This window comes from Agrobacterium sp. rho-13.3, from assembly GCF_033957765.2.
Lineage (GTDB): Bacteria > Pseudomonadota > Alphaproteobacteria > Rhizobiales > Rhizobiaceae > Agrobacterium.
Window position 1 is genome coordinate 2,463,939 of sequence record NZ_CP192774.1, and the last position, 18,075, is coordinate 2,482,013.

An 18,075-nucleotide genomic window follows, 5' to 3' on the forward strand; every position below is an offset into this window, starting at 1 on the left:
TTTCAGGAGCATAGACAGAACTACATGCCTGCGTTAACGTAACTTTGATGGCCCTTGAAATGACTGCCACAGCTAAGAATAAGAAATGGTGAGGACACCTCTGGCATGAGTGCAGGCGCCGATTTGCTTCGTATTGAAAATCTACAGGTTTCGTTCTCCATCATGGGCGGAAAAATCGAAGCTGTGAGAAATGCCAGCCTGCGCATTTTGCCGGGTAAGGTCACCGCGCTTGTCGGTGAATCAGGCTCCGGTAAATCCGTCATCGGCCAGACCATCATGGGCATTCAGCCACGCACGGCAAGCGTCAAAGGCCGCGTGTTGTTTTCCGATCCGCTGCGTCCTGACGATGGCCCTGTCGATCTGCTGAAGCTGGAACCCGATGGCAAACCCATGCGTGCGATCCGGGGAAACCGCGCCGGTCTGATTTTTCAGGAACCGATGACGTCGTTCTCACCGCTGCACACCATCGGCAACCAGATCGATGAAGCCCTGAGAATCCATTCCGTGCTTACGCCCAAAGAGCGTCAGGAAAAGCTTGAGGAAACACTCGATCTCGTCGGCTTTCCCAATCCGGTAAAGATTTGCAACATGTACCCGTTCGAGCTGTCGGGAGGCATGCGCCAACGTGCCATGATCGCCATGGCGCTGATCTGCCGTCCCGCGCTTCTCATCGCCGACGAGCCTACCACGGCACTCGATGTCACCATACAAGCACAAATCCTCAAGCTTCTGCGCGATCTGCAAAGCCGCCTGAACATGAGCATGCTGCTGATTACGCACGATCTTGGCGTCGTTGCCAACATCGCCGATGAGGTCGCCGTGATTTATCAGGGCGAGATCATGGAGGCGGGAACGGTTGATGAAATTTTCCGTGCGCCCTCTCACCCCTATCTCAAAGGACTGATGGCTGCCGTGCCGCATTTCGATATGAAACCCGGCGAACGTCTGAAAGCGCTGCGTGAAGTCGTCATCGACAAGGAAAGCCTGATCGGCAAAAAAACCGCCACCGTCGATAAGGCGGAAGGCGTGCTTTTGACCGTCAACAATCTCAACAAGACCTTCACCACCCGCAAATCAAGCTGGTTCACCGCTGGAAAAGCCAGCACAACCAAGGCTGTCGATGGTGTCAGTTTCGAAATCCGGCGCGGTGAATGCCTTGGTCTGGTGGGTGAAAGCGGCAGCGGCAAAACCACTGTCAGCAAAATCCTCATGCGTGCGGTACGACCGGATGAAGGCTCCATCACCTTCCACAGCCGCACTGGCGATATCGATGTTCTGGACGCCAAGGGCGATGACCTTCGCGAATTGCGAACCAAGATACAGATGGTGTTTCAAGACCCCATCTCGTCGCTTTCACCGCGCATGACGATCAGCAATATTTTGAGCGAACCTCTGGAAATTCACGGTCGTGGTGATGCGAAATATCGGGCTGAGAAGGTCCGGGGACTTCTGAAAGCCATCGGCCTTGGTGAAAGCGCGCTGAACCGTTATCCGCACAGCTTTTCCGGCGGCCAACGCCAGCGTATCGGCATTGCCAGAGCGCTGACTTTAGGGCCAGAGCTTCTGATCTGCGATGAGCCGGTCTCCGCTCTTGACGTGTCAGTACAGGCACAAATTCTCAATCTGCTGAAGGATTTGCAAAAAGACCTCGGCCTCACCTACCTCTTCATTTCGCACAATCTTGCCGTGGTGGATTACATGGCAGACCGCGTGGCGGTGATGTGTGAAGGCAAGATCGTGGAACTTGCGCCGCGCGAAACGCTGATGCGCAACCCGGTTCACCCCTATACGAAATCACTGCTGGCTGCCGTGCCGTTTCCCGATCTGGACAGGCCGCTGGACTTCAGCACGATTGCGAAAATCAGCGCTACAGGCAAATTCGACTGGGGCAAAGAGTTTCGCGATAGTGGTGATGGCGATATGGTCACCGCTGATCTTGGCGGCGGCCACCTCGTGCTTGCCAATGGAAATGCGGATATCAGGGAGTTACGCTCGTGATTACGCGCCGCACCACGCTTGCCTTGCTCGCTTCGGTTTTTGCGCCGTGGAAGGCATTTGCAGCCTATATCGAATCCGACTTCTTCAAGGAAAAACGCGAGAAAGGTGATCTGCCGCCGGTCGATCAACGGCTGCCGAAAAATCCGCGCGTCATCAATTTGAAAAACCTCGGACGTGAACCGGGCAAACACGGTGGTTCTGTGCGTATGCTCATCGGTGGTCAGCGCGATATCCGCCTGATGCCGATCAACAGCTATGCGCGACTTGTGGGTTATGACGAGAGCTTCAACTTCCAGCCGGATATTCTGGAAAGCTATACCGTCGACGAAGAGCGTATCTTCACGCTGAAACTGCGCGATGGCCACAAATGGTCAGATGGCAGCGATTTTACCACTGAAGACTTCCGTTATTTTTGGGAGGACGTGGCGCTCAACCGTGAAATCCACAAGGGTGGTCCACCAATCGAACTGCTGGTTTATGAGAAACCGCCCGTCGTTGAAGTCGTCGACCCCCTGACCGTTCGCTACACATGGGAAGGTCCAAACCCGGATTTCTTGGCCAAGCTTGCCGGTGCGTCACCCGCCCGCGTTTGCCTGCCCGCCGTCTATATGAAGCAGTTCCACGTCAAATATCAGACGCCTGAAAAACTTGCCAAGCTGATCAAGAAAAACAAGGTGGATGACTGGAGCAGCCTGCACATCAAGATGTCGAGGCAGCTTCGTCCGGAAAATCCCGATCTGCCGACGCTCGATGCCTGGCGCAACATCACGCCGCCGCCCGCCGAGCAGTTCATTTTCGAGCGCAACCCTTATTATCACCGCGTCGACGAAAACGGCCTGCAACTGCCTTATCTCGACCGTTTTCTGCTCAACATCACCTCCTCGGAAATCATCGCTGCGAAAACCGCGTCCGGCGATAGCGACCTGCAATTCATGGGGCTGGATTTCAACGACTATACCTATCTGAAGGATGCCGAAGATCGGTTTCCGTTGAAGGTGAATTTGTGGAAACGCAGCCAAGGTTCGCGTGTCTGCCTGTTGCCGAACCTGAATTGCGGCGACGACGTCTGGCGCAATCTGTTCCGTGATGTGCGCATGCGTCGCGCTTTGTCTGTTGCCATCGACCGGCACGAGATCAACATGGTCTGTTTTTACGGACTGGCCAAGGAGAGCGCCGATACGGTTCTGCCGGAAAGCACGCTGTTTCGCCCGGAATTTGCAGCGGCATGGGCGCAGTTCGACCCGGATATGGCCAATGCGCTGTTGGATGAACTCGGCCTGACGAACCGCAATGACCGCGGCGTTCGGCTGCTTCCAGATGGACGACCCGCCCATATCATCGTGGAAACCGCAGGCGAAAGCACACTGGAAACCGATGTGCTGGAACTCGTGACCGATCATTGGCGGCATATCGGCATATCGCTTTCCAGCCGACCCACCCAACGCGATGTTTTCCGCAAGCGCGCCATGGGCGGCGAGGTTATGATGTCGGTCTGGTTTGGCATGGACAATGCCGTGCCGACACCGGACATGCTGCCAGCAGGCCTTGCGCCCACGGGTGACGATCAGCTGCAATGGCCGGTCTGGGGCGTGCATTACCTGTCAGGCGGTCGCGAAGGCAAGGAGCCGGATTTGCCGGAAGCCGCCCACCTTCTTGCCCTGCTCAAACGATGGCGTCGTAGCGTGACGGAAGAAGACCGTCGCGCCATCTGGCTGGAAATGCTAGCGCTTTATTCGCAGCAGGTGTTTTCCATCGGCATCGTCAACAGCGCCCTTCAACCCATCGTGCACACCACGAAGATGCGCAATGTGCCGGACAAGGCGCTCTACGGTTTCGAGCCCACCTCCTATCTCGGTGTCTATATGCCAGACGCGTTCTGGTACGACGGAGACGCATGACATGCTCAGATATATTCTAGGGCGCCTGCTCGTCATGATCCCGACACTGATCCTCATCTCGATGCTGGTCTTCACCATCATCGAACTGCCGCCGGGTGATTATTTCGAGAGCTATGTCTCGGAAATGAGGGCCATGGGCGAAACCGCCAATCTGGCGGAAATCGAGGAGCTGCGCGTCCGTTACGGCTTCGACCAGCCAGCACCCATTCGGTATTTCCGTTGGGCGACCGGGATGCTGGTGGGCGATTTCGGCTTCTCCTTCGAATATCAGCTGCCCGTCAACGAAGTGGTGGGTGACCGCCTTTGGCTGACCATGCTGGTATCTTTCGTCACCATCATCGTCACATGGATCGTCGCTTTCCCCATCGGCATCTATTCCGCCACGCATAAATATAGCTGGAGCGATTATAGCCTGACGTTCCTCGGGCTTCTCGGCATAGCGATCCCGAACTTCATGCTGGCGCTGATCCTCATGTACTTCGCCAATATCTGGTTCGGAACGTCCATCGGCCACCTTATGGACCGCGAATATCTGAACCAGCCGATGAGCTGGGACAAGATGAAGTCCATTCTGGAGCATCTGTGGATCCCCGTTCTCATCATCGGAACGGCGGGCACGGCGGGCATGATCCGCAGATTGCGCGCCAATCTTCTGGATGAACTACAGAAGCAATATGTCGTCACGGCCCGCGCCAAAGGCCTGCATCCGTTCAAGGTTCTGACGAAATATCCTTTGCGCATGGCCCTGAATTTCTTCATCTCGGACATCGGCTCCATTCTGCCTGCCATCATCTCTGGCGCAGAAATCACCGCCGTCGTTCTGTCGCTGGAAACAACCGGCCCGATGCTAATCCGCGCGTTGCAAAGTCAGGACATGTATCTGGCAGGTTCATTCCTGATGTTCCTAGCCTTCCTGACGGTTATCGGCGTTCTGGTGTCGGATATCGCGCTGGCTATTCTTGATCCTCGCATCCGCTTTGGGGGTGGAAACATTAAATGACCGCCTCAATTCCAAAGCCCGGCGAAGCATTGCCGCATTACGTATCGACAGCGCCTTTCGATCCTAACCTTGTAGAGCCAACGACATCGGGCCTTGCTGCATTCAGCAGGGCATCGCAGTTCAAGCTCATGTGGTGGCAGTTCCGACAGCACAAGCTCGCGGTGTATTCCGGCGCGTTCCTGCTGTTTGTTTATGTGTCCATCGTCATCTGCGAATTTCTGGCGCCGTATAATCTCCACACGCGCAACGTCGAAAATATCTATGCGCCACCGCAGGCGATCCACCTTTTCCATGATGGTGAATTTGTCGGGCCGTTCGTTTACGGGCGCAGCATGAGCCTCGATATGGAAAACCTGCGGCGCGTTTACAATGATGTGCCGACCGATGTGCAGAAGCTGCGATTTTTCTGCCGCGGCGACGACTACATGTTCTGGGGTCTGTTCAATAGCAATGTGCATCTCGTCTGCCCGGCAGAAGGCGGCCAGATGTATCTGCTTGGAACCGATCGTCTGGGCCGCGATGTTCTATCGCGCATTATTTATGGCGCCCGTATTTCCCTGACCATCGGCCTGCTGGGCGTTGCCATGAGCTTCGTTCTCGGCATCGTGATCGGCGGTTTGGCCGGTTATCGTGGTGGTGTGTTCGACCTCATCGTGCAGCGTATTATCGAAGTGCTACAATCCATTCCCAGCATTCCGCTCTGGCTGGCGCTGGCCGCCATCATGCCGGTGACGTGGAGCCCGCTTGTCGTTTATCTCGGCATTACCGTCATCCTTGGCCTGCTGGACTGGACCGGACTTGCCCGCGCCGTGCGCTCCAAACTGCTGGCGTTGCGCGAGGAAGATTATGTTCTTGCCGCACAATTGATGGGTGCCAGCACGCCCCGCATCATCGGCAGGCACCTCATTCCCGGCTTCATGTCCCATCTCATTGCCTCTGCGACCCTGACAATTCCGGGCATGATCCTGGGTGAAACAGCGCTCAGCTTCCTTGGCCTTGGCCTGCGTCCACCGATCACAAGTTGGGGTATTCTGCTCACGGAAGCGCGAAGTGTCAGTGTGATTGCCCTGTATCCATGGCTTCTTTTGCCCACCGTTCCGGTCGTGCTGGTTATCTTGGCCTTTAATTTCTTTGGCGATGGACTACGTGATGCGGCAGACCCTTTTAAATAATCACGGACTTTCCAGTGAAACATCGATCCAACAACCGTACGAATCACCCGACCCGGAACAAGAGGTGCAGCCAGTGAGCACACGTCTCAACGACGCCCGCATCCTCATGTACAGTCATGATTCGTTCGGTCTCGGGCACCTGCGCCGTTGTCGCACCATCGCCCATGCGCTGGTCGAGGACTATCGCGGGCTCAACGTCCTGATCATTTCTGGCGCCACCATCGCCGGCGCTTTCGATTACCGCGCCCGCGTCGATTTCGTGAAAATACCGAGCGTCATCAAGCTCAGAAACGGCGAATACACATCGCTTGATCGGCATATCGATCTTCAGGACACGCTAAAAATGCGCCGTTCGATCATCTATCACACCGCGGAAAGCTTCCAGCCGGATATCTTCATCGTCGATAAGGAGCCCATGGGCCTGCGCGGTGAAGTCGAAGAAACGCTGAGCTATCTGAAGGAACGAGGCACAAAACTCGTCATCGGCCTTCGGGACGTGATGGATGCGCCGCAACTCCTGGAGGCCGAGTGGAAACGCAATGATGTTCTGAGCAAGATCGAGCATTATTACGATCACGTCTGGGTCTATGGTCCACCCGATTTCCACGACCCACTGACCGGGCTGGATGTGCCGCCGACGGTGCGCGACAAGATGGACTTCGTCGGCTTCCTGCAACGCTCGAAAACACAGTCGGAAAGTACGTCTCACCGCACCGAAGGTGACTATATTCTGATCACGACCGGTGGTGGCGGTGACGGCAGCGAACTGATCGACGACGTGATCAACGCCTATAAGGCCGACCCGGAACTGACGCACAAAGCCCTGATCGTGCTTGGCCCCTACATGCCGGGCGAACAGCGGCTACGTTTCATGCAGAACACCTCGGATATCCCCCATATCGAAATCATCGAATTCGACAATCGTATGGAAGATATCGTTGCGGGTGCAAAGGCCGTCGTGTCCATGGGCGGATACAACACCGTTTGCGAAATCCTGTCTTTCGATAAACCGGCCCTCATCGTACCCCGCATCGTGCCACGTGAAGAGCAGTTGATCCGGGCCAGCCGCGCATCCGACCTCGGCCTGTTCGATATGCTGTTGCCGGAAGATGCCGAAAATCCGCTGCTTATGGCGCAGGCTCTCAAAGATCTTCTCAAACGTGCACCACCATCCGCCAACGGCAGGAACCTGAAGCTGGATGGGCTGGAAAATATCTCCAGACGGGTTTCCGAATGGCTACAGCCAGACGACGCCAACCAAGGCGTGAGCGTTAACGCTTAAAACGCGGAAAATCACCTGACAGAAAGAGACGCGGACATCGTGACCGTAAACAAAAAAATCGTGGTCTTGCTGAAGGGATATCCGCGCCTTTCAGAAACCTTCATCGCGCAGGAGCTTCTGGGTCTGGAAAAGGCCGGGCTGGCGTTAGAACTCGTGTCCATGCGCCGCCCGACCGACAAAAAGCGCCACCCTGTGCATGACGAAATTCGTGCAGCCGTTTCCTACCTGCCGGAATATCTGCATGAAGAGCCGTTGCGTGTGCTGAAAGCCTTGTGGGCTTGCCGCACGAAACCCGGTTTTGGAAAAGCTCTGCGCCGTTTCGCCTGCGACCTGCGCCATGATTTTACCCGCAATCGCTTTCGCCGTTTTGGGCAAGCCGCCGTGCTAGCGCATGAATGGCCCGCTGACGCAGCGTGGCTGCACGTGCACTTCATTCACACACCCGCATCCGTCGCTGCCTACACGCACCTGATTGCCGGCGTTCCGTGGACGATTTCGGCCCACGCCAAGGATATCTGGACCTCAAGCGACCGCGATCTTTCTCGCAAGCTAGACAGCGCCCGCTGGGCTGTGACCTGCACCGCCAGCGGTTTCAGGCACCTGCAAAATCTCTCTGGCGACAAGGGTAATGTGCACCTCAGTTATCACGGCCTTGATCTGACGCGCTTCCCGCATTTCGAAGAGACCCGCACGCCCCGCGACGGCTCTGATCCTAACGATCCGGTCCGCATTTTGAGCGTCGGCCGCGCCGTGAAGAAAAAGGGTATCGATATTCTTTTGCGAGCGCTGGCTTCCCTGCCATCTTCGCTGCACTGGCGTTTCACCCACATTGGCGGTGGCGATGAGCTTGCGACGCTGAAGGCGCTGGCAGATGAACTTGGTCTTGCCAACAGGATTGTCTGGACCGGTGCGATGGATCAGAAACAGGTGCTGGAACACTACCGGCAGGCTGATCTGTTCGCGCTGGCCTGCCGCATCACCAGCGATGGTGACCGGGATGGCCTGCCGAACGTGCTGGTGGAAGCCGCAAGCCAGAACCTCACCTGCGTCTCCACCCATATTTCAGGCATTCCCGAATTTTTCATCGATGGTGAAAATGGATTACTAACTGCACCGGACGATGCGGCGGCTTTCGCGCAAGCACTTCAAACTGCTATCACCAATCCGCAGCTTCGCGCACGCCTTGGTGCGGCGGCGGAAAATCGGGTTCGCACCTCTTTCGACCACCGCAACAGCATCACCGAGTTAAAGGCGCTGTTTGAGCAGGAATGGGAGAAACCCCTTTGACATCAGCCAAATCCGCCCCCCGCGTTTTCTTTTATGTGCAGCATCTGCTTGGCATCGGCCACATTGCCCGCGCCAGCCGCGTTGCCCGCGCCTTGGTTGCAGATGGTTTCGATGTAACTTTGGTAACAGGTGGCACGCCGGTTCCGGGCTTTCCCGGTGAGGGCATTCGCCATATCGAACTGCCACCGATCGCCGTCAGCGATGGTAATTTTTCCGGCCTTGTGGATGCCACGGGACAGCCGGTGGATGACGCGTTCAAGGATCATCGCACGAGCATGTTGCTGGGTGCCTATCACGGGGCAAGGCCCGATATCGTCATCATCGAAGCATTCCCGTTTGGGCGCCGACAAGTACGCTTCGAACTTATGCCTTTGTTGAGTGCTATCGAGAAAAGCCTTGAGCGCCCGTTGGTGATGACGTCTCTGCGCGATATTCTGCAAGAGCGTGCCAAACCGGGTCGTGATGAAGAGACCATCGCGCTCGTCAAAAAACACTTCGACACGGTTCTGGTGCATGGCGACCCCAACTTCGTGCGGTTGGAAGAAACCTTTCCGCTGGCAGACCAGATCAGCCAGCGCATCGTCTACACCGGCCTCGTTTCTCCGCCTAAGCCGGAAAAACCACGGGAACGTTTCGACGTGGTGGTGTCCGCAGGTGGCGGTGCCGTTGGCTCCACCCTCATCCGTGCCGCGCTCGACGCAGCACCGTTGATTGATGGCGTCAAAAGCTGGTGCCTCATCACCGGACCGAATATGCCGCAGGCGGATTTCGATGCGATTGCGGCACAGGGATGCAATGGCATCTCTGTCTTCCGTTTTCGCAAGGATTTCGCCAGCCTGCTTGCCGGTGCACGTCTTTCCATCTCGCAGGCGGGCTACAACACGGTTTGCGATATATTGCAGGCCAAATGCCGCTCGCTGCTCATCCCCTTCGCTTCCGGTGGAGAAACGGAACAGGACGCACGGGCTTCCCGCCTCGCAAAGCTGGGGCTGGCGCATGTGCTGGAAGAAAGCGCGATTACCCCGCAGTCCATGGCACAAGCTATTGACCTAGCGCTCAAACTTCCAGAACCGGGGCATATCGATCTCGATCTCGATGGCGCAGCAGGAACTGCCCGGATACTGCGCCGCCTTTACGACGAGCGTTAGAGCCAATCAGTATTTCAGCTTCTCCCGCCGAAAGCCGAGACCGATCAAGCGGCCTGCCAGATGCGCCAGCAACGGAAAACGCATGATGGCCAGCACGAAGGCGGGTGGGCCTTTGGATGTTTTGGCATCGGACTGATGTTTTTTGTTCTTGCTGCGCATCATCAACTGCAAGCGTTGTGTCGCCTTTGTTGGGAAAGACCGGCGTTTTTCGATGGCCGCAAGATCGGCATCGGAAATGGAACGGCCAACTGCCAGAACCGGAATCAGTACATTCGCAGCCGCCACCGCATCCTGAATGGCCAGATTGACGCCCACCCCGCCAATCGGCGACATGGCGTGGGCCGCATCACCAATGCAGATCACACCCGGTTTCCACCATTGTTTCAGCCGGTCGATGCGCACGGTTAAAAGGCTGACGTCATCCCAACTTTTGATTTCCAGCAAGCGCTCACGCGGCAGCGGGCAAACCTCGGCCACACGGTCGCGAAATGCTTCCAGACCCTTGGTTTTAATGTCTGCGAAGAACCCCTTGCGCACGACATAACCGCATTGCCAATAATCGCCACGGTCTATCAGCACGAAACCCTGCTGCGGCCCGGCATGTCCCATCGTCTCGGTCGGATCATCTGGTTGTTTTGACAGGCGCATCCAAAGCACTTCGGTTGCAACGCCGAAGCGTTGAATTTCCAGTCCTGCTTTTTCCCGAACCACGGAATTGCGCCCATCTGCACCGACCACCAGATCGGCCTCGACGGTCATGGTTCCTTCCGGTGTCGCGAGCTTAAGGCCGCGCACCCGGCCATTGTGCTGAACCAGATCCGTCACCGGCGCATTCATCAGCAGACGAAAGTTTTCATATTGCCCGGCCTTTCCGGCCATGAAGTTCAGAAAATCCCATTGCGGCATGAAAGCGATGAAGCGGTTCTTCACCGGCAGCCATGAAAAGTCAGCAATCGTTACCTTCTGATCGCCAATTTCCGCGTGAAGTTTTTCCGCCTGCGTATGGGGAAGCGCCAGAAACTCCTTGATGAAGCCGAGTTGCTCGATGATTTCCAGCGTCGAGGGATGGATCGTATCACCACGAAAATCCCGCAGAAAATCACCGTGTTTTTCAATCACGGTGACGTCCACACCGGCACGGGCCATCAAAAGGCCAAGCATCATACCGGCAGGCCCACCGCCCGCGATCGCGACTGTGGTTTTTATGGACTGCACTGAACGAATTTCCGTATTTTCCATTAGCAATCCCGTTAAGCCGTCGGACGTGGTTCGTTTTTCGGATGCGGCCAGCCGTTCGCATCGAAACGAAACAGCCACTCCGCCCGCGCAAAAATGAAAGCAAAAGCCATCGCCGTCCATGTGCCAAGCAACAGACCCGCCGCCACATCACTCGGATAATGCGCGCCGACGATAACGCGCGACACGCCGATGACCAGCGCAAGAGCGATGAACACGAAACGGAAGCGCGGTGCCAGCATCAGGAAAGCCCCGAAGAATGCACCCGCCGCCGTGGAATGACCGGACGGAAAGCTCTCATAGAGATCATTGCCGGTAAAAGGCGTGAGGCGGTAAGCCCCCAACTCCGGAAACAATTCAGGCCTTGCGCGACCAATGAGGAATTTTAGCAAATGCACCAATATGCCAGCAGTGGCGATTGTCAGAAAGAAATAGAGAAACAGTCGCCATGCCGTACGGATGCGGCTGGCATATGAATGGGTCGTAAGAACACGCGCCACGATATAGGCAATAATCGCTAGCAGACCAGTGCTATAAAGCATCCAGCGGAAGGTGCCGAAATTGGTAATCTCTTTGTTGAAACCAACAACGGGGCCGGGAAGTGCCTGCGCCTTTTGAGAAATGCCCGCGTCAAACGGAATGAAGACCAGCACCAGAATAAAGGTCGCCGCGAAAATCCATCCACTGGAAACGAAAAAGCGTCGCATGCAATTCCTCTGTTTCAACAGCTTGGACTATGTATCTCGGAGGTAGCAAAAACAATAGCGGGGTTTTCCTCCTTGTTATGCCCACCTTTCACTTGTAGAGGCTTGAAAGACGTCGTTAAGAAAATCCGGATTGACATGACCAACCCACAGGGCACGCCTTCGCCTGAAAAACTGACCATTCTTGGCTCCACCGGCTCCATTGGAACCAACACGCTGGATGTCATCCGCCAACTGGGCGGGCTTGATCGTTTCAACATCATGGCGCTCACCGGCGCGGGCAATATTGCGCTTCTGGCACAACAGGCTATCGCTTTTGGCGCCAAATTGGCCGTCACGTCAGACGATGAAAATTATCTGGCGTTGAAGGACACGCTTGCGGGCAGCGGTATTCAAGTTGCCGCTGGCAAAAGCGGTTTGCAGGAAGCAGCTGCCATGGAGGCCGATTGGGTCATGGCCGCTATCGCAGGCACCCCCGGTCTTGAGCCGACACTAACGGCTGCCAGGCGCGGCGCAAATATTGCGTTGGCCAACAAGGAATGCCTCGTTTCCGCAGGCGATGTTTTTATCCGCACCGTCAACCATGGTGGCGGCACGCTGATACCGGTGGACAGTGAACACAGCGCCATTTTTCAATGCCTTGAGCCGGCAAACAAACAGAACGTCGAACGCATCGTGTTGACGGCATCCGGTGGACCATTCCGCACCTTCAGCCGTGAACAGATGGCTGGTGTCACGGCAGATGTCGCCCGCGCTCACCCCAACTGGTCGATGGGCCTGAAGGTTTCCATCGGCAGTGCCTCCATGTTCAACAAGGCACTGGAAATGATCGAGGCGAAATATCTCTTCGATCTCCGTCCGGACCAGATCGAGGTGATCGTACATCCGCAATCGATCATTCATTCCATGGTTGCTTATACGGATGGCTCGGTCATCGCCCAGCTTGGCTGCCCGGATATGCGCACCGCCATCGCCTATGCCCTGACCTACCCTGCCCGTGGAAAGATCGATGTCGAACGACTGGATTTTGCCAAACTTGCGCGGCTGGATTTTGAGGCACCCGACGAGGTTCGCTTTCCGGCTCTGCGGCTGGCAAGAACCGCATTGCAACGCGGCGGCGCACAGGGGGCGGTGTTGAACGCAGCAGATGAGACCGCGTTTCACGCATTTGTCGATGGCCAGATCGGTTTCCTCGACATGGCCGAGATTGTGGAGATCGTCATGGACCGGATGAATGACGGGCAAAAGGCCGACACGATCGAAGAGGTTTTTGCTGCCGACGATCAGGCCCGCATCTATGCGCAGGAAGTGATTCTGCAAAAGCAAAAGGCCGCATAAAAACCGCTCCTGATCAGCAAATCGAGACAGGCTTTTTTATATTGGCACTTGTCAGCAGAGAGAAAGCAAGGATATAGTTGCATCATTCAACTATATCCTTGAGGCCCTATGTCTGCCCCATCACCGATCATCGATCACATCCGTCTTGCATCGCGGCAGCTTGTTCGTGAACTGGGTTTCATGGGAGGACCATTTGCAGGAACGGCCCTTCCGCCCTCCGCTGTCCATGCGCTGATTGAAATCGAAGCAAGTCAAGGCATTACCGCCCAAGAGCTTGCGGTACTTTTGCGTTTGGAGAAGTCGAGCGTCAGCCGGATGCTGCGCAAGCTTGTGTCATCGGGAGATGTTCTTGAAACACCGTCCAAACTCGACAGCAGACGCAAACACCTGACCGTAACCGCCGACGGAAACCGACGCGTGGCCGCAATCCATGACTTTGCCCGCTCTCAAGTTGCCCGTGCGCTTGATCGCCTTCATCCCGGCGATGAGCAGGTGGTGTTCGACGGGCTTCGCCTTTATGCCAAGGCACTCGCCGCTGAAGAACAATATCCGCAGCCGCCACAGATCAAAATCGTCTCCGGTTATCGAACCGGCTTGATCGCAAGCATTACCCAGATGCATGCGCTGTATTACGCTCGCACCTCCGGTTTCGGCCAGCAGTTCGAATCCGTCGTCGCCAGCGGCCTTGCTGAGTTTTGCAATCGCCTCGACCGCCCGGTCAATGCGATATGGCTGGCACTGCGCGGTGCTGAGGTTGGCGGTTCTATCGCCATCGATGGAGAAGATATGGGATCGGGAGTTGCGCATCTGCGCTGGTTTATTGTCGATGACAGCATTCGCGGCGGTGGTATCGGCAAGACGCTATTGGCGTCCGCCCTGTCATTTGTCGATGAAAGGGGATTTTCGGAAACCCACCTTTGGACCTTTTCAGGTCTTGATGCCGCCCGCCGTCTTTATGAGGCGAGCGGTTTTTCCATCATTGAGGAACGTCCCGGCAACCAATGGGGTAGCAAAGTGATGGAGCAGCGATTTGTACGAAAGCGCCCCGCTCACGAGCCATGATAAGTCTCAGGCGACCGCCCTTGCCAGCGCGCAGCGCGCCCACAGCTGGTGAAGCGCTCCGACCAGATGCTCCAGATCGGCATCGCTGTGCAGCGGCGTGGGCGTGATGCGCAAACGTTCCGTTTTGCGTGGCACCGTGGGATAGTTGATCGGCTGCACGTAAACGCCGTGGTCATCCAGCAGAATGTCGGAAATCCATTTGCACTTCGCCGCATCACCCACCAAGACAGGCACGATGTGGCTGGGGTTTGGCATATGTGGAATACCGCTTTTATCCAGCATCGAGCGCAATGTGCGCACGCGTTCCTGATGACGTGCGCGCTCAAACGGGCTTGCCTTCAGGTGCTGAATAGAGGCGACCGCACCGGCGGCCAATGATGGCGGCAGCGCTGTTGTGAAGATGAAGCCGGACGAGAACGAGCGAATGAAATCGCACAGCGCTTCGGACGCGGCAATATAACCGCCCATCACGCCAAATGCTTTGCCGAGCGTTCCCTCGATGACCGTCAGGCGATGCATCAGGCCTTCGCGCTCGGCAATGCCACCGCCGCGAGGGCCGTACATGCCAACCGCATGGACTTCATCAAGATAGGTCATGGCGCCGTATTTATCGGCCAGATCGCAAATGTCCTTGATCGGAGAAATATCGCCATCCATAGAATAAACGGATTCGAACGCAATCATCTTCGGCGCGGCAGGGTCGGCTGCTTTCAGCTTCGCCTCAAGGTCCTCAAGATCATTGTGCTTCCAGATGACCTTTTCACAACGACCGTAACGAATACCTTCGATCATCGAGGCATGGTTCAGCGCATCGGAAAAAATAATCAGTCCAGGAATTTTTTGGCCCAGCGTCCCAAGTGTCGCCCAGTTGGAAATATAACCGGACGTAAAAATAAGCGCCGATTCTTTGCCGTGCAGGTCAGCAAGCTCTTGCTCCAGCTTGACGTGATAATGGTTGGTGCCAGAAATATTCCGGGTGCCTCCCGCACCCGCGCCACAGTGATCGATGGCTGCCTTCATGGCCTCGATGACTTTGGGGTTCTGGCCCATGCCGAGATAGTCGTTGGAGCACCAGACGGTCACGTCTTTTTTTACGCCATTGGCATCATACCGTGTCGCGCGGGGAAAGTTCCCCTGCTGCCGTTCCAGATCGGCGAATACGCGGTAGCGACCTTCCGAATGCAAACCATCCAGTTCGGTCTTGAAGTATGCCTCAAAGTCCATTCCATGCTCCAGAATTCTTAATCGCCGTTGTCGGTCCACGCCCCTAAACCGTCAACCCCCTTGACGCTGTTTGCGACAAACTGCGTCAATTCGCCTCCACTTTTGAACCATTCCAAGAAACATTTATAGAAGATTTTTTAAAGCGTAAAATTGATTCACATCAAACCATCATAAAAATGGAACTTTTATCTCTTGACCCCGTTCAGTAGGGCACAATCGATTTGGGCCGGGAGCGTAGCCTCACATAAGGAAAGGCTTCCATAAACACATTCGACTTGTTAGATATCTGTTGCGGTCGGAGGTTGCAGTCGCCGCAGACATCTATGGGACGCCTACCAAGAGCCATAGAGCTCATTTGTAACGTTGGAGAGAGTTCATGAAAAAGGCTATTATTTTCGCCGCTATCGGCTTGGCGCTTGCAGGCTGCACGCAGACTGAAAAGACCACAGGCGGCGGTGCCGTCATCGGTGCTTTAGCAGGTGGCGCAATCACCGGTAACGTTCGCGGCGCAGCTGTCGGCGGCCTCATCGGTGGCGCAACGGGTTACCTGATTGGACGCGCTTCCGAACCTGGCTACTGCTATTATCGTGACCGTAACGGCGATCGATACACTGCACGTTGCCGCTAACATCGCCTAAAATGGCATGTTTGGAAGCCCCGGTTCGCCGGGGCTTTTGCGTTTCTGGGTATAAAAGGCGCTTTTCTGGGTGCCCAATATGACCTTTTATGATTAAGCTGGCATATTAACGGACGGGAAACCGGTGGGGCCGATAATAAATGCTCAACCATAAAGTAGCGTATGTCGATTACACGGACTGACCAGAAAAAGAGTATGGCGTACTGGAAGGCAGGCACTGCGATCGCGGTCGCGGCATCCATGGTCCTATATCCGGGTTTCGTTCGTGAGGCTTATGCTCTCAAGATATTCGGCATCAATCTTTGGGGGTCGGACAAGGAAGAAGAACAGTTTCTCGATCCGGTTTCCTTCAAAGTCACGCTGAACGCGCCGGGCGCCGACGAGAAGCTGAAGCAGAGCCTTGAAAATAGCTCGCTGCTGACATCCGAACCCGACAAGCCCGCATCCGGTGATCTCGGCCTTCTTATCCGTGCACGTGATGACCGCGAAAGACTGATCGCTTCGCTTTACGAAAACGCCCGGTATGGCGGCATCGTCAAAGTGACCGTCGCCGGTCAGGATATCGATTCCATTCCGCCCAATCCGTCTTTCAATCGCTCCGGCCCTGTCCCCGTTGTTATAGACGTCACACCCGGCCCGGTTTTCACGCTTGGAAACATTCGCCTTGAAGGCGATGTCGTTGGGCGCGACCTTGCCGAATATGGACTAGTCGCAGGCGGCGATGCTGGCTCTCTGGCGATCATTCGTGGCGGCAACAAGCTTATCGACGATCTGAAATCGGAAGGTCGCCCACTTGCGAAATTGACCAAGCGGGAAGCGGTCGCCAATCACGCCAACAACACGGTTGATCTGACCTTGTCTGCCGAAGGCGGCCCAGTTGCGCCTCTGGGCGACGTCGCTGTCAAAGGTCAGCGTACGGTCGATGAGGATTTCATCCGGCGTTATTCGCGTCTGAACGGTGGTGAACCCTATTCGCCGGAAAAACTGCGCAAGGCCTCAGATCGCCTGCGCAAACTCGGTGTGTTTTCCAGCATCACCATCAAGGAAGCCAATGCGCTGTCACGCAATGGCAGCATTCCGCTGACCATTGAAGTGTCGGAAGGAAAACACCGTTACCTCGGCGTTGGCGCGCAATATTCCACGACGGAAGGCATTGGCCTTCAGGGATATTGGGGCCACCGCAATCTGTTTGGAAAAGCAGAATCCCTGCGTATTGAAGGTGCCATTTCACGGCTCGGCGAAGCATCCAATGTGCAGGATATGGACTATTCCGCCGGGATTATCTTTACGAAACCGGGCGTGTTTAATCCCGCCACGACATTCACCACCAGCCTGAAGGCCAAAACCGAGCATCCTGATACTTATGACGCACGATCCGTCACCGGTTATGCTGGCTTCTCTTACGAGTTCAACGACTACGATACCGCATCAGCCGGACTGGAAGTCGAGTGGACCGATACGGATGATGCATTCGGCAACAACCAGTATCTGACAACATCCATACCGCTGGAATTCGTGCGGGATATGCGTAATGACAAACTGAACCCGACAGAAGGGTTCCGCGCTTCGGTTTCTGCGAAACCGAGTTATGAGGCGCTGAACGGCACATTCTTCTCCACCTTTGAAGGTTCGACGACGGGCTATAAGGGCCTAGGTTCAGACGATCAGGTGGTGCTGGCCGGGAAGGTCGCAGCGGGTGTTCTGGTTGGCGCAAGTGCGCTGGAAGACGTTCCCGCCACGAGACGCTTTTATGCAGGCGGTGGTGGCTCGGTGCGTGGCTACAGCTATCAGGAAATTTCGCCGTATAACGCGGCGGGTGATGCGACGGGCGGGCGGTCTTATGTCGTCACCTCGCTTGAAGCACGCTTCAAGGTCACGGAAACCATCGGCCTCGTGCCGTTTGTGGACGCAGGTGTGGTATCGTCCGATATTGCGCCGGATTTCTCCGATATTCGCGCCGGTGCAGGCATAGGTCTTCGATACGCCACGCCTTTTGGCCCGTTGCGTCTTGATGTCGCCATGCCGCTGAAAAAATATGAAGGCGGAAGCAACTTCGGCATCTATGCCGGAATTGGACAGTCGTTCTGAT

The 18,075-nt window shown here is 55.8% G+C and carries 14 protein-coding genes; 11 read left to right on the top strand and 3 right to left on the bottom strand.

The genetic code is table 11. The annotated features are described in order from the left end of the window. The first annotated feature begins 105 nt into the window (after nt 1-105). The 7 genes from RMR16_RS12105 (at nt 106) to RMR16_RS12135 (ending at nt 9,785) form a co-directional block, all read left to right on the top strand. Complete coding sequence (locus RMR16_RS12105; protein ID WP_320201433.1) at nt 106-1,998, top strand: ABC transporter ATP-binding protein; 1,893 nt, start codon at nt 106-108, stop codon at nt 1,996-1,998. Then, nucleotides 1,995-3,896 carry an ABC transporter substrate-binding protein gene (locus RMR16_RS12110; protein ID WP_320201432.1) on the top strand — a complete coding sequence of 634 codons (1,902 nt, stop codon included), beginning with the start codon at nt 1,995-1,997 and terminating at the stop codon, nt 3,894-3,896. Before RMR16_RS12105 ends, RMR16_RS12110 begins: the two co-directional genes overlap by 4 nt. A gap of 1 nt (nt 3,897) precedes the next feature. Beyond that, entirely contained in the window at nt 3,898-4,896 is a 999-nt protein-coding gene (locus RMR16_RS12115) for an ABC transporter permease (RefSeq protein WP_320201431.1), read from the top strand. After that, nucleotides 4,893-6,068 carry an ABC transporter permease gene (locus RMR16_RS12120; RefSeq protein WP_320201430.1) on the top strand — a complete coding sequence of 392 codons (1,176 nt, stop codon included), beginning with the start codon at nt 4,893-4,895 and terminating at the stop codon, nt 6,066-6,068. Before RMR16_RS12115 ends, RMR16_RS12120 begins: the two co-directional genes overlap by 4 nt. A gap of 73 nt (nt 6,069-6,141) precedes the next feature. Beyond that, a complete protein-coding gene (locus tag RMR16_RS12125; RefSeq protein ID WP_320201429.1) occupies nt 6,142-7,350 on the top strand; it encodes a glycosyltransferase family protein in 1,209 nt (402 codons plus the stop codon). Between the two features lie 39 nt (nt 7,351-7,389). Continuing rightward, nucleotides 7,390-8,637 carry a glycosyltransferase gene (locus RMR16_RS12130; RefSeq protein WP_320201428.1) on the top strand — a complete coding sequence of 416 codons (1,248 nt, stop codon included), beginning with the start codon at nt 7,390-7,392 and terminating at the stop codon, nt 8,635-8,637. Then, the gene (locus tag RMR16_RS12135; protein WP_320201427.1) at nt 8,619-9,785 is read left to right on the top strand and encodes a glycosyltransferase family protein; all 1,167 of its coding nucleotides are present in this window, start codon (nt 8,619-8,621) and stop codon (nt 9,783-9,785) included. Before RMR16_RS12130 ends, RMR16_RS12135 begins: the two co-directional genes overlap by 19 nt. A gap of 6 nt (nt 9,786-9,791) precedes the next feature. Here the strand turns inward: RMR16_RS12135 and RMR16_RS12140 are convergent, their stop codons facing one another. Both RMR16_RS12140 and RMR16_RS12145 read right to left on the bottom strand, forming a co-directional pair. Then, nucleotides 9,792-11,024 carry an FAD-dependent oxidoreductase gene (locus RMR16_RS12140; RefSeq protein WP_320201426.1) on the bottom strand — a complete coding sequence of 411 codons (1,233 nt, stop codon included), beginning with the start codon at nt 11,022-11,024 and terminating at the stop codon, nt 9,792-9,794. Between the two features lie 11 nt (nt 11,025-11,035). After that, nucleotides 11,036-11,728: a phosphatase PAP2 family protein gene (locus tag RMR16_RS12145; protein ID WP_320201425.1), complete on the bottom strand. Its 693-nt coding sequence runs from the start codon at nt 11,726-11,728 to the stop codon at nt 11,036-11,038. Between the two features lie 135 nt (nt 11,729-11,863). Here RMR16_RS12145 and dxr point away from each other — a divergent pair, with 135 nt between their 5' ends. Next, nucleotides 11,864-13,063: a 1-deoxy-D-xylulose-5-phosphate reductoisomerase gene (dxr, locus tag RMR16_RS12150; protein WP_320201424.1), complete on the top strand. Its 1,200-nt coding sequence runs from the start codon at nt 11,864-11,866 to the stop codon at nt 13,061-13,063. Nucleotides 13,064-13,171: 108 nt separating this feature from the next. After that, on the top strand, nt 13,172-14,125 hold the full coding sequence (locus tag RMR16_RS12155) for a bifunctional helix-turn-helix transcriptional regulator/GNAT family N-acetyltransferase (protein ID WP_320201423.1): 954 nt from the start codon (nt 13,172-13,174) through the stop codon (nt 14,123-14,125). Between the two features lie 6 nt (nt 14,126-14,131). On the opposite strand, the gene hemA is transcribed toward RMR16_RS12155, so the two are convergent. Next, nucleotides 14,132-15,349, bottom strand: a complete 1,218-nt coding sequence (gene hemA / locus RMR16_RS12160; protein ID WP_320201422.1) for a 5-aminolevulinate synthase — start codon at nt 15,347-15,349, stop codon at nt 14,132-14,134. A 376-nt stretch (nt 15,350-15,725) separates the two neighbouring features. On the opposite strand from hemA, the gene RMR16_RS12165 reads away from it, so the two are divergent. Next, nucleotides 15,726-15,977, top strand: a complete 252-nt coding sequence (locus RMR16_RS12165; RefSeq protein WP_320201421.1) for a glycine zipper domain-containing protein — start codon at nt 15,726-15,728, stop codon at nt 15,975-15,977. 171 nt (nt 15,978-16,148) lie between these two features. Continuing rightward, complete coding sequence (locus RMR16_RS12170; RefSeq protein ID WP_320201420.1) at nt 16,149-18,074, top strand: autotransporter assembly complex protein TamA; 1,926 nt, start codon at nt 16,149-16,151, stop codon at nt 18,072-18,074. Nucleotide 18,075 lies beyond the last annotated feature (1 nt).